The 12,278-nt window shown below is 72.8% G+C and carries 12 protein-coding genes; 4 read left to right on the forward strand and 8 right to left on the reverse strand.

Annotation, left to right across the window (positions count from 1 at the left end):
- Nucleotides 1–62 precede the first annotated feature (62 nt).
- The gene (locus tag NW895_RS20820; RefSeq protein ID WP_289937407.1) at nucleotides 63–368 is read left to right on the forward strand and encodes a hypothetical protein; all 306 of its coding nucleotides are present in this window, start codon (nucleotides 63–65) and stop codon (nucleotides 366–368) included.
- Here NW895_RS20820 and NW895_RS20825 read toward each other — a convergent pair.
- From NW895_RS20825 to NW895_RS20840, 4 genes are all read right to left on the reverse strand, one after another.
- Nucleotides 365–835 carry a DUF6099 family protein gene (locus NW895_RS20825; protein ID WP_289937258.1) on the reverse strand — a complete coding sequence of 157 codons (471 nt, stop codon included), beginning with the start codon at nucleotides 833–835 and terminating at the stop codon, nucleotides 365–367. The genes NW895_RS20820 and NW895_RS20825 overlap by 4 nt on opposite strands.
- Before the next feature lie 201 nt (nucleotides 836–1,036).
- Nucleotides 1,037–1,390, reverse strand: coding sequence for a nucleotide pyrophosphohydrolase (locus tag NW895_RS20830; protein ID WP_289937259.1), 354 nt, complete (start codon nucleotides 1,388–1,390; stop codon nucleotides 1,037–1,039).
- Nucleotides 1,387–2,571 (reverse strand): ATP-binding protein, encoded by a 1,185-nt coding sequence (locus NW895_RS20835; RefSeq protein ID WP_289937260.1) that lies wholly within the window; start codon nucleotides 2,569–2,571, stop codon nucleotides 1,387–1,389. The genes NW895_RS20830 and NW895_RS20835 overlap by 4 nt, the downstream gene beginning before the upstream one ends.
- Before the next feature lie 168 nt (nucleotides 2,572–2,739).
- Nucleotides 2,740–3,129 carry a cell division protein SepF gene (locus NW895_RS20840; protein ID WP_289937261.1) on the reverse strand — a complete coding sequence of 130 codons (390 nt, stop codon included), beginning with the start codon at nucleotides 3,127–3,129 and terminating at the stop codon, nucleotides 2,740–2,742.
- 248 nt (nucleotides 3,130–3,377) lie between these two features.
- On the opposite strand from NW895_RS20840, the gene NW895_RS20845 reads away from it, so the two are divergent.
- Nucleotides 3,378–5,129, forward strand: coding sequence for a hypothetical protein (locus tag NW895_RS20845; protein ID WP_289937397.1), 1,752 nt, complete (start codon nucleotides 3,378–3,380; stop codon nucleotides 5,127–5,129).
- Here NW895_RS20845 and NW895_RS20850 read toward each other — a convergent pair.
- The gene (locus tag NW895_RS20850) at nucleotides 5,110–5,625 is read right to left on the reverse strand and encodes a YceI family protein (protein ID WP_289937262.1); all 516 of its coding nucleotides are present in this window, start codon (nucleotides 5,623–5,625) and stop codon (nucleotides 5,110–5,112) included. The genes NW895_RS20845 and NW895_RS20850 overlap by 20 nt on opposite strands.
- A 135-nt stretch (nucleotides 5,626–5,760) precedes the next feature.
- On the opposite strand from NW895_RS20850, the gene NW895_RS20855 reads away from it, so the two are divergent.
- Nucleotides 5,761–6,252: a MarR family transcriptional regulator gene (locus tag NW895_RS20855; RefSeq protein ID WP_289937263.1), complete on the forward strand. Its 492-nt coding sequence runs from the start codon at nucleotides 5,761–5,763 to the stop codon at nucleotides 6,250–6,252.
- A gap of 205 nt (nucleotides 6,253–6,457) precedes the next feature.
- Here NW895_RS20855 and NW895_RS20860 read toward each other — a convergent pair whose 3' ends face one another.
- Nucleotides 6,458–6,706, reverse strand: coding sequence for a hypothetical protein (locus NW895_RS20860; protein WP_289937264.1), 249 nt, complete (start codon nucleotides 6,704–6,706; stop codon nucleotides 6,458–6,460).
- Nucleotides 6,707–6,853: 147 nt separating this feature from the next.
- Here NW895_RS20860 and NW895_RS20865 point away from each other — a divergent pair, with 147 nt between their 5' ends.
- The gene (locus NW895_RS20865; protein ID WP_289937265.1) at nucleotides 6,854–9,967 is read left to right on the forward strand and encodes an FAD-binding and (Fe-S)-binding domain-containing protein; all 3,114 of its coding nucleotides are present in this window, start codon (nucleotides 6,854–6,856) and stop codon (nucleotides 9,965–9,967) included.
- Nucleotides 9,968–10,214: 247 nt separating this feature from the next.
- Here NW895_RS20865 and NW895_RS20870 read toward each other — a convergent pair whose 3' ends face one another.
- Together NW895_RS20870 and NW895_RS20875 are read right to left on the reverse strand one after the other, a co-directional pair.
- Entirely contained in the window at nucleotides 10,215–10,730 is a 516-nt protein-coding gene (locus NW895_RS20870; protein ID WP_289937266.1) for a DinB family protein, read from the reverse strand.
- Nucleotides 10,731–10,867: 137 nt separating this feature from the next.
- On the reverse strand, nucleotides 10,868–12,223 hold the full coding sequence (locus NW895_RS20875; protein ID WP_289937267.1) for an MBL fold metallo-hydrolase: 1,356 nt from the start codon (nucleotides 12,221–12,223) through the stop codon (nucleotides 10,868–10,870).
- Between the last annotated feature and the right edge of the window lie 55 nt (nucleotides 12,224–12,278).

Genomic DNA, 12,278 nt, shown 5'->3' on the forward strand with positions numbered 1-12,278 from the left:
GTGACCGCCGGAGCGCCACCCACGCAGGCCTCCCCGGGGGGCCGGGGGCCGAGGAGAACGTCATGTCGGAAGAGACCGTGCCGCAGCAGGGCGGGGGCGCCGCAGCAGGACGGCCGAAGGGGCTGCTGGAGCAGATGGAGGAGCTGATGGCGGCGTTGAACGCGGACCTGTCGGCTCTGGGCGCGGATCTGCGGTCGGCCGGGGGCGCGCAGCGACCGTCGGCCGCTCAGACGAACGGGGCCCTCGGGCCCGTCGGCGGGGCAGCGAAGGCCATCGACGCGGCCGACGAAACACGGGCGCCGGGTGCCGGGGGGCGCCCCCTCCGCGGCGGGGGACGCGAGGGAGGCCCTCGCCCGGGCAGGGCCTAACCCGCCTCCCGCTCCGGCACCATCTGCTCCCGGTCCGCCAGCCTGCGCAGCATCTCCAGGACACGGTCCCTCGACTCGTCGGCCGCGTCGATGGCCTCCATGCACTGCCAGTACGTGCCCTCGTCGTCCGCCGCGCAGGCGATGGCGACGAGGGCGATGCCTATCTCGCCGAGGAGGCCGTCGAGGCGTGTCAGGGCCTGGCGGGCGTCGCCCAGCTCGGTGAGCTGGGCGGCGCGCAGTTCACCGGGGGCCAGTTCCGGTGTGTCCAGCACACCGCAGCCACGCCCCGCCAGTTCCGTCAACCCCAGGGCCTCGCCACGCAGTTCGGGCGGGCCGGAGACCGCGAGACGGCTCCCGATCGCCTGCGCCAGGGCCTGCGCCTGCCACACCTCCGCCAGGGTCCCCGGCACGTCGCCACTGGCGGCCAGGGCACTTCTGCTCGTCACGATGAGCCACACCGCGTCCATGCGTTGTCCCCGTCTGTCACGACGTGCGCTCGCCCACACGTCCGCCCGAACTCCGTTGTCCACTACCCAGAGTGAAGGCACGTGAGGCGAAAAGCCAGAGGAAGACGGAAATCTGCGGACAACAAATCGATTTCGGGCCCGAAATTGAACACGGAGAGTAATAACGGAGCTTTCCGATCCCCGCGTTCGGCGCCGGTCCGCCTACGCGTCACGCTCTCCCGGCGCCGGAAACCTCCGCTCGTTCCGGTCGATCTTGGCGTCCAGCGCGGCCAGGGGATCGATGCCGAGCACCTCGCACAGCTGGAGCAGATACGCGAGCACATCGGCCACTTCGTCGGTGACGCGGTACGCGGTGCCGGGGTCGTCCATGACGCGCGCCGACTCCTCGGGCGTCAACCACTGGAAGATCTCCACCAGTTCGGAGGCCTCCACGCTGAGCGCGGCGACGAGGTTCTTGGGGGTGTGGTACGGCTGCCAGTTCCGGGCGGCGGCGAACTCGGCCAGCCTGCGCTGGAGTTTCGCCACGTCAAGGGGTTCGCGCTGAGGGTCGGTCACGGCTCCAGGTGTACCACTGTGACCCCGTCCGTCCCGGTGGCCCACGACGCGTCGCTCACCGCGCCGACCAGGCGGATGTGCCCCCGTGCGCACATCCGGACGGCCAGCCGCAGCAGTTCGGCCCGCTGCCCCGGGTCCAGTCCCCGGTCGAAGCCGTCGGCGAGGACGGTGAGCGTCTGCAGGGCGGCGGGAACCTCGGCGGCCGCGTCGACCTCCAGCACGCCGGAGCCGGTGAGCAGCACCAGCGCGAGCGCGAGGTAGCGCAGCTCGCCGTGGCCCAGCCGCCCCAGGCCGGTGCGGAATCCGTCGCCCCGGTCGAGCAGGGCATGGACCGCTCCGCCGGCGAGCGGCTCGGCGAGGACGTCGGCGACCGGGCCGGCGCACCCGGCGCGTACCGCTGCGACGAGCTGCGCGTGCCGCCGCCGGCACTCGGTGCGGGTGCGCCACAGGACGTCGGCGAGGTTGTCGCAGCCGCGGAGCAGCCGCCCCGAGCCGGTGGGCACCGGGTCCCGCATGCGGCTGGGCCGTGGATCGCAGGCGAAGACGGAACGCAGGGCGACCACCATCTGCTCGGCGGCGGCGAGTACCCGGCGCTGTCCGTCCGTCTTGCCGGCGACGCGCAGCGGCAGCAGCGCGGTGCCGAGCCGGTCGTCCGGCAGCGGGGCGCGGGTCACCGGCGAGGATCCGGCCGTGTGCCACTCGGCCTGCACGGCGCGCCGGCCCGGATCGCGCAGGGCGGTCTGCAGCAGGACCAGCCCGTCCGCCGTCAACCGCTCCCCGACGATGCGCAGGCAGGGCTCGGCCTGTACGGCGACGTCGAGCCGGACGGGGCCCTCGGGCCCGTCGGCGGTGCAGCCGATGCGGAAGCCGCGGCGGCGCTGCGCGTCGGGCCGCGCCCGGTCGGGCACACAGGCGACCGGGTCGGGGAACACCTCGTCGAGCCGGGCGCCGCCGCCGAGCCGGGCGAGGGCCTCGTAGGCCCTGAGGGCGCTGGACTTGCCGCAGCCGCTGGGACCGGCGAAGAGGGTGAGCGGCCCGAGCGGGAACCCGGCGCGCCGGTGCCGGGCGAAGGCGGACAGCCGCAGTTCGGTGACGCGCGGCCGGTCCGGGTGGCACTCGCCGTCCCCGGGGAGCGCCGGACACGGCAGCGGAGGGGCGGCCGGCGCGGATGACAGAGTCATATCCGCACCGTAGGACCGGCCTCGCCAGGCGAACCGTTCCGTCCTCGCGCCCTTCCTACGATCGGGGGACCGGCGCGGCAACGCGCCGACGAGGCCTGCCCCGGTGCGGCGACCTCGCCCGGACGTTCGCGAGCAGACGCCCCCACCACGGTGCGGGACGCCCACCGCTCACGGCCCGGGTACGCCCGCCTGTTCCATGAGCCCGGTGACCTCGGTCCCGGCCGGAGTCAGCAGGAAGACGTTGCGGTCGACGCGGTGCATGCTGCTCGCCAGGCCGAACACGACGCCCGTGCTGAAGTCCAGGACCCGTTTGGCGACGTCCGTCTCCGCGCCGGTCAGGTCGAGCAGGACGGGTATGCCCGCCATCAGGGTCTCGGCGACCTCGCGGGCGTCGGCGAAGACGTTGACCCTGAGGACGACGAAACGGCGGCGTGTCTCCGTCTCCGCCTCCGGGAGCGCGCGATGGCCCACCGAGGACGGCCAGGCGTCACGGCCGCGCAACGGCACGACCTGGGCGAGCCCTTCCCACTGTTCATCGGTGACATCGTGGCTGTTCACCGGCTCCCCCCGATCCCACTCGCCTTCTCTGCCTGCACCAGCCAATTCTTACGCCATGTCACCCGTTCGGCCCAACAGCGACACGGTGCGCGACCGCCCCACCCACCGCTTCACGCCACGCGGGGAGCAAGATACCGGGGATATGTCCGATCCGTACCGGATCATGGCTCTCACTCGCTTCACACCGGACTCTTCACCTCCGGCGGCACCCCCCTCACCGGGCACGATTAGCGTCCGGTGCCGTGCTCTTGGCAGAAACGCAGCTGGTCACACCCCGCCGGCGGACGCAGCCCGCACCGTTCGCCGTCCCGGACTCCCCCGCCCAGTGGCACCGCGTCCTGACCCTGCTCGCCGACATCAGCCTGTTCGTCGGCACGCGCGCGGTGTGGGCGCAGGCGGCCACTCACCGGCTCGCGGTGGCCGCGGTCATCTCGGTCTGCTACGCCTCGATCCTGGCGTGCGGAGTGCTGGCCCTGACCGTCCGCCGGGCCCGGTCACTGGCACGGCTGGACCTGTGCGTGCTGGTGACCGCCGTGACGCTCACACTGTGCGCGTGGACGGTGCTGCACGGCGGCTCGGACGAGGCGGACCTCACCACCCAGGCCGCCCGGGAACTGGTCATGGGCCGCCCGGTCTACGGACAGCCGTGGCCCTGGCTCTTCGGCCACGGCGTCGCGCTCACACCGACGGTGACCGGCGGATACGACTTCACGTACGGCTATCCCCCGCTGGCCCCGCTGCTGACCGCGCCGCTGCTGTGGCTGGGGCACGGCGGCGCCCCGGCGACGGCGGTGAGCACGGCCGCGCTGGTCACCGGGACGGTCACGCTGTGGCGGATGCTGCCGGCGCCCTGGCGGTCGGCCGCGACGATGGCGTGCCTCGGCTTCGGGTTCCTGCCGACGTACGGCCGGCTCGGCTACCCGGCGATCCTGGCGCTGGCGCTGCTGATTCCGGTGGTGGTGCGCTGGCCGCGGATCGGGGCGGGCGGGCGGCTCGGCGCGGCCGGGGTGGCGCGGGCGGCGTGCCTGGGCGCGGCGTGCGCGGCGCAGCAACTTCCGTGGTTCGTCGCGCCGTTCCTGCTGGCCGGGATCTACGCCGTGCGCCGCGGGGAGCTGGGCGCGCGGGGAGCGGCGTCGGTGGTGCTGCGCGTCGCCGGGGTCGCCGCCACCGTGTGGCTGCTGCTGAACACGTACTTCATCGTGAGCGAACCCCGTCCCTGGTTCACCGGGATCGCGCTGCCGCTGACGCAGGGCGCGGTGCTGCACGGCCAGGGACTGGTGGGCGTCTCCCTCTACTTCACGAACGGCAGCGACCGGCTCGACTGGCACTCCCGCGCGAGCCTGCTGCTGGCCGCGGCGCTGACGGCGCTGTTCGTGATGTTCGTACGGCGGCTGGGGCCGGCGGCGACCGTCCTGCCGTGGCTCGCCTTCTATCTGGCGACGCGCTCGCAGGACGGCTACTACCTGATGATGACCCCGCTCTGGCTGGCGGCCGCGATCACCGCGCCCGCGTCGGAGTTCGCCACGGCGTGGCAGCCGCGCCCGCGTCCGCTGTCCGGCCCGCACCGCCGCCCGGCGCGGGCCGCCGCGACCCTGCTGCTGCTCTCCCCGGCCCTGACGAGCGCCGCCCTGGCGGTGACGGGGACGCCGCCGCTGCGCATGCAGGTGACCTCCGTGCACCGGCCGTCGGCGGGCACCGTGTCCCTGCTCGCGCTGCGGGTGACGAACACCTCGGACCGCGCCCTGAGCCCCCACTTCACGCTCACCGCGGGCCAGGGCATGGATCCGTACTGGGCGATCACGCGTGGCCCGGCCACCCTCCCGGCGCACACCACGGCCCGCTACGACCTCGTACCCCCCGCAGGGAGGTACCGCGTGCCCCGTCCGGGCACCCGGATCCGGCTGCGCGCCTTCACGGCCTCGCCCCAGACGTTGTCGAGCACCGACGTCCAGGCGGCCGTGGAGCGTGCCGGCCGGGCCGTCAGGCCGCTGCCCGGATGAAGCGGAGCGCGGTGGTGACGGTGGTCAGGCCGCGGATCATGCCGAGCTGGTTCCAGCCCATGCCGAACTTCTCGCGGTCCACGGTGAACTCGGCCTCCAGCGTCAGGGCGTCGGCGTCCGCCCCGGCGAGACGCGCGGTGAGGGACAGGGGCCGGCTGATGCCGCGGACGGTCAGCTGACCGATGACGTGCACCGCGTCGCCGTCACGGAGTTCGGCGCCGCGCACCGCGAAGGTGATCTCGGGGTGGTGGTCGGCGTCGAAGAAGTCGGCGGACCTGAGGTGCTTGTCGCGCTTGGCGTTGCCGGTGTCGAGGGAGGCGACGTCCAGCGTCAGAGTGCCGACGGCGGACCCGTCCGGCCGCACCTCGCCCCGGCCGCTGACGGCGGCGAAGGCGCCCTTCACGGTGACCAGGCCCCACATCGTCCGGTGCTGGAGGGCGACGGCGGAGGCCGCCGGGTCGAGCTGCCACAGGCCGGTTTCCACGGCGACGGTCATGATCGTTCTCCTGACATCTCGGTCGTACACATCGGTCGTTCAAATTTGGATGAGCTTGGTGAGCTCACGCTAGCGGTTAATCCAAATCTGAACAACCCGCTTCTCCAAAATTGGACGACAGGTAGACTCGGAGCCATGGCCGCCCCTGACGAGCACCCCACCGACCAGCCCGAATGCCCGTCCGCACAGGGCGGCGGACTGCTGCCGCCGGAGCTGCGCGCCTGGATGCTCCTGCTGGCCGCGACAGGGGCCGTGGAGCAGCGGCTGCGGTCGGTGGTCAAGGAACGGCTCGACGTCTCCCACGACGAGTTCCTGGTGCTGTGCCTGCTCGCCGAGCAGCCGGAGTCGGCGTTGCGCATGACCCGGATCGCGGAACTCCTCGGCCGCCCCAAGACCCGGCTCACCTACCAGATCGCCTGCCTCCAGCACACCGGGCTCGTCACCCGCAGGTCCGTGTGCGGCGACAAGCGGGGCGTCGAAGTGGCGCTCACCGACAAGGCCCGGCGTCTGCTGACGGAGGCCTCCGGCGCCCTCGCCGAGACGGTCACCGAAGCGCTGGCCCGGTTCATGGGGCCGGAGCAGCGGGAGGCGCTGTGCGGGCTGGTGCCGGACCTCGCGAAGGAGTGACGGGAGGAGACCGGCGGACCCCCCGTTGTCAGTGGTCGCCCGCGTACTCGCCGCGTCCGGCGGCACGGATCGTGTCCGTGGCCCGGGGATGCGAGGCGGGGTCCCTCACACTCAGAGGCACGCCGGTCGGCCTGGACGGTCCGATGCCCGTGCACATCGCCGAACCTCTCCGTGAGCTGCGCCGTCTAGAGGATGTGACGGGCGCTCAGCAGACGCGGACATGCTCGGCAAGGAGCAGTGGACGGCCGACACCAGCGCGATACTCCTGTCCTTCCGGAGCCTCATGGGTCACCTCCAGTGCCTGTGTCCCTGCCCGTCCGCCGATCTCCACCGAGCCCTGCAACTGGGCCCCGCCGCGGCGGCCGTACCGGAGTCGGTACAGCGCACGGCCGCTCATCGCCGCCATCAGGTCGGCCTGGGAGCTGCTCGCGAGACCGTCCAGCAGCACGGTCACCACCATCCCCCGGGCGCACGGCGTCCCCTGCTCGCCGCACGCGCGGACGCCCTGACCCAGGCGGCGTCGTGCCCGGGCACACGGTGGTTGCCCCGCTGGCGGCGGGGGTACCCGGCGCCTGACGTGCCGAGACGTGAAGGAGGCTCCATGGGCGCGCTGGACCTGCCCGAACCGGTCATCCGTGACGGGGCCGCTCCGCCCGTCGACGTCGAGGCGCTGGAGGCGGCACTGCGTGAACGGGTCGACGGGGAGGTCCGGTTCGACGCAGGCAGCCGGGCGGCGTACGCGACCGACGCCTCGAACTTCCGGCAGACACCGATCGGCGTGGTCGTCCCGCGTACCCCGGAGGCGGGCGCGGAGGCGGTGGCGGTGGCCCGCGAGTACGGCGCGCCGGTGCTGTCGCGGGGCGGCGGGACCAGTCTGGCCGGGCAGTGCGCCAACGCCGGTGTGGTGCTGGACTGGTCGAAGTACTGCACGCGCCTGGAGTCCGTGGACGAGGACGCCCGCCGGTGTGTCGTGCAGCCCGGCATCGTGCTGGACGAACTGAACCGGCAGCTCGCGCCGGCCGGCCTGCGCTTCGGCCCCGAACCCGCCACACACGCGAACTGCACGATCGGCGGCATGATCGGCAACAACTCCTGCGGTGCGACCGCGCAGGCGCACGGCAAGGTCGTCGACAACATCGCCCGCCTGGAGGTGCTGCTGTACGACGGCACCCGCTTCTGGTGCGGGAGGACCAGCGACGAGGAGTACGCCGAGATCGAGCGGCACGGCGACCTGCGGGCGGCCGTGTACCGGCAGTTGCGGTCCCTGCGCGACACCTACGCGGACGAGATCCGGCGCCGCTTCCCGGACATCCCGCGCCGGGTGTCCGGCTACAACCTGGACTCGCTGCTGCCGGAGCACGGCTTCGACGTCGCCGGGCTCCTGGTCGGCAGCGAGTCGACGCTGGTCACCGTGATGCGGGCGGAGCTGGAGCTGGTGCCGGTGGTGCGGGAACGGACGCTGGTGGTGCTGGGGTTCGACAGCATCGAGCGGGCGGCCGACGCCGTGCCCGAGGTCCTGCCGCACGAGCCGATCGCGCTGGAGGGCGTCGACTCCCGGCTGGTCCGGGACGAGCAGATCAAGCATCTCAATGGCAAGGCCCTCTCCGAACTGCCCGACGGCCACGCCTTCCTGATGGTGCAGTTCGGCGCGGACACGGTCGAGGAGGCCGACGCCCGGGCGCACCGGATGCTTCAGGCGCTGCACGAGACGGAGCACGATCCGAACGTCGCGTTCCTGGACGACCCGAAGCGGGAGGAGGAGCTGTGGCAGGTCCGTGAGGCGGGCCTCGGCGCCACCGCGCACATCCCGGACCGGCCCGACACGTTCGAGGGCTGGGAGGACTCGGCGGTGCCGCCCGAGCGGCTCGGTGACTATCTGCGCCGGCTCCGGGCGCTGTTCGAGGAGTTCGGCTACCAGAGCGACACCGGGCCCAGCCTGTACGGCCACTTCGGGCAGGGCTGCGTGCACACCCGGATCCCCTTCGACCTGTACAGCGCGGACGGGGTGGCCACGTACCGGCGTTTCATGGAGCGGGCGGCGGATCTGGTCGTCGAGTTCGGCGGCTCCCTGTCCGGTGAGCACGGGGACGGGCAGAGCCGGGGCGAGCTGCTGCCGCGGATGTTCGGGGACGAGCTGGTGGAGGCGTTCGGGCGGCTGAAGGCCGTGTTCGACCCGCTGGACCGGATGAACCCGGGGAAGGTCGTCGCCCCGTACCGGCTGGACGAGAACCTGCGCCTGGGCGGCGACTGGGCCCCGTACGTCCCCCGCGACCTGCACTTCCGGTTCCCGCACGACGGCGGGTCCTTCGCGGAGGCCGCCAACCGGTGCGTCGGCGTCGGGAAGTGCCGGCAGCACACCCACCAGGGCGGCTCGGTGATGTGCCCGTCGTACCAGGTCACGAAGGAGGAGGAGCACTCCACGCGCGGGCGGGCCCGGCTGCTGTTCGAGATGCTCGACGGGCACGGTGACAGCGCCATCCGGGACGGCTGGCGCTCGCAGGCCGTCAAGGACGCGCTCGACCTGTGCCTGGCGTGCAAGGGCTGCAAGAAGGACTGTCCGGCCGACGTGGACATGGCCACATACAAGGCGGAGTTCCTGTCGCACCACTACGAGGGCCGCCCATGGCGCAGGCCCCGCTCCGACCTGTCGATGGGCTGGCTGCCCGCGCTCGCCCAGGCCGTCGGCCGCACCCGGCTCGGGCCGGTGGTCAACGCCCTCACCCACACCCCGCCGCTGTCGAAGGCCGCCGTCGCGGTCGCGGGCGTGGAGGACCGGGAGGTGCCGCTGTTCGCCGGGCGGACGCTGCAGCAGTGGTTCGCCGGTCGTGAGCCGTACGGCGACGGGGAGCGCGGCACCGTCCTGCTGTGGCCCGACACCTTCACCAACCACTTCCACCCGCACATCGGCCAGGCTGCCGTACGGCTGATGGAGCACGCGGGCTGGCGGGTCGAGCTGCCGACGGAACCCCTGTGCTGCGGGCTGACCTGGATCTCCACCGGGCAGCTCGGCATCGCCGAACGGGTACTGACCCGGACCGTGCGCCGTCTCGCGGAGCACGTCCGGGCGGGCGGGCTGGTCGTCGGGCTGGAGCCCAGCTGTACGGCCGTGTTCCGGTCGGACGCGGCCGAGCTGTTCCCGGGCGACCGGGACGTGCGCCGGCTGCGGGACCAGACGGTGACGCTGGCCGAGTTGCTCACCGAGCACTCCCCCGGCTACGAGCCCCCGCAGGTGCCCGACCGGTCCGCGCGAGCCGTCGCCCAGGTGCACTGCCACCAGCACGCCGTGCTGGGCTGGGACGCCGACCAGGAGCTGCTGCGGCGCGCCGGGGTCGGCACCGAGCGGCTGGAGTCCGGCTGCTGCGGGCTGGCCGGCAACTTCGGCTTCGAACGCGGTCATCTGGAGGTCAGCGAGGCGTGCGCGGAGCAGGTGCTGCTGCCGCGGCTGCGGGAGGAGGACGCGAGTACCGTCGTCCTCGCCGACGGCTTCAGCTGCCGTACCCAGATCCACGAGTTGGACAGCGGCGGCCACGAGGCGGTCCACCTGGCGGAACTGCTGGCCTCGGCCGTGCCCGACGCCCCGGGCAGCGCGTACGGCGTCGCCCCGGGTGCCCGGCCCACGCCGCCGGGGCGGACGGCCAGGGCTCTGACCCTGGCCGGCGCGGGGCTGGCCGCCGCGGGCACGGCAGCGGGACTGGTCCGGCGGCTGCGGCGCTGAGGGCAGGGGTCCGGCGAGCGAGGCCATGCGCTGGTCAATGTCACCTCGGCGATCTTCGCCACGGGCATGCCCACCGATCCGCACATCCTGGCACCGACCGGGACTTGGGACAGCTCAGCAAGCCGTGTCAGCACCTGTTCGTCGTCGTGCAGGTAGCCGCCGCTCTCGCCCGCAGGGAGATCGATTCCGAGCCGCTGGCATGCATGCCCTGACCGTACAGGCAGCGCAAACGTCGCCTGATGCGGTATTAGGCGCCGGTCCGCCCGTCGATGAGCTCACGCACGACATCGAGGTGGCCGTTGTGGCGGGACGTCTCCTCAATGAGGTGGAGGATCACCCACCGGAGGTCGACGTGGCGGCCGTCGCTGATGGAACGCTTGGCCGTTGCGTTCAGGTCGTGGTCGGACACCAGGCGACGGTAGCGGGCGCTCTGCTCCTCGTACTCGGCGAGAAGCTGGGGCAACGGGACGTCGGCTGCTGTCCGCATCTCAGGGTCGGGATCATCGTCGGTCGCCTCAGCGAGCGGCCCCGCGAGCTCCTCGCCCAGAAACATCACTTGGAACCAGTAGTACTCGACCCACCGTAGATGGCTGATCAGCCCGCACAACGTCATCAGCGGTGAACTCGGTAGCGGGGCCTTGCGGGCGTCTTCGGCGGACACGCCCTCACACTTGGCTCGCGCGGTGTCACGGGCGTAGTCCAGGAAGGTGACCAGCTGCGTACGCTCGTCCCACGCGGGCGGCGTGTCGGTTCGTTGAGTCATCGCCAGGAGTTTCCCGAAGGTCGGAACGGGTGTCGACCCAATTGATCGGAAGCACCGTCAAGTGCCACAGCACCGGCTGTGCTCAGGGAGAGCCCGGCAAGATACGCCGGACAGCCCAGGGGCGTCCGCGGTGCCGGTCAGCCGCCGATGACCGGCAGTCCTGCCCTCGCGGCCGCGTCGAACGTGTCGTCCACGGCGACGACGTCACGGCCCGCCGCGTCCAGCAGCGAGGCCCCGATCGCAGCGCGCATGCCGCTGGCGCAGTGCACCCACACCTGACCGGCCGGCACCTCGTCGATCCGCTGGTGCAGGGTGTGGATCGGGATGTGCGCCGAGCCCTGGACGTACCCGTCGGCCCGTTCCGCGTCCCGGCGGACGTCCAGGACGACGATCTCGCCGCCGGCTGACGCCAGTTCGGCGAAGCCGGCCCGCGGGAAGGAGGCCGGCGACTCCCCCGCACGGGTCCACGAGGCGGGTTCGCCGGTCGCCGCGGCGGCGGGACGGTCGATGCCGACCCGGGCCAGCTCCCGCTGGGCGGCCGCCAACTGGTCCGGGGACTCGGCCAGCAGCGTCACGGGCTTGCCCCACGGGATCAGCCAGGCCAGATAGGCGGCGAGCTTCCCGTCCGCCTCGAAGTTGAAGGAGCCCGCGACGTGGCCCGCGGCGAAGGCGACCCGGTTCCGCAGGTCCACCACCCACTCGCCGGCCGCCAGCCGCACCGCGATGTCCTCGGCGTCGGCGACGGCGGGCGGGGTCAGGTCCACCGGGGGTGGGCCGGCCGCGTTGACGGGTGCCATGTGCGCGTAGTACGCGGGCACGTCGTCCAGGCCGGCCAGCAGGTGCCGTACGAAGGTCTCGGCGTCCTGCAGGAGGGCCTGGTTGGCCGTCTTCTCCTTGCCGATGGTCGCGGCGTCGCCCTCGGCCTGCACGGAGGAGCAGAAGCTGCCGAAGCCGTGGGTGGGCAGGACCGGCGTCTCGTCGGGCAGTTCGGCGGCGAGGCGGCGGGCGGAGGCGTGCTGCTCGCGGGCCAGTCGCTCGGTCAGGCGCGGCTCGACGAGGTCCGGGCGGCCCACCGCGCCGATGAGCAGGGATCCGCCGGTGAAGACGGCGACGGCCGCTCCGGCCTCCTCCAGCACGTAGGAGGTGTGGTGCGGAGTGTGGCCGGGGGTGGCGAGGGCGCGCAGGGTGAGACCCGAGCCGATGTCCACGGTGTCGCCGTCGTCCACGGGGACCCGCTCGAAGGAGACCCGCGCGCCGGCCGGGACCAGATAGGCGGCGCCCGTGACCCGGGCCAGCTCCAGTCCGCCCGTCACGTAGTCGTTGTGCAGATGCGTCTCCACGACCTGGGATATGCGCACTCCCCGGCGGGCAGCCGCGGCGATCACCCGGTCGATGTCCCTCGGGGGGTCCACCGCGACGGCCGTACGCTGGCCTCCCGCGACATAGCTGCGGTTGCCGAGACCTTTCACCTCCAGGGTGTCGATGAAGAACATCGAGGTGCTCCTTTCCACTCCTCGACGCCGAGCGTTACCCCCAATCCCTTCGGCG

This window comes from Streptomyces sp. S.PNR 29, assembly GCF_030386795.1.
Classification (GTDB): Bacteria; Actinomycetota; Actinomycetes; order Streptomycetales; family Streptomycetaceae; genus Streptomyces.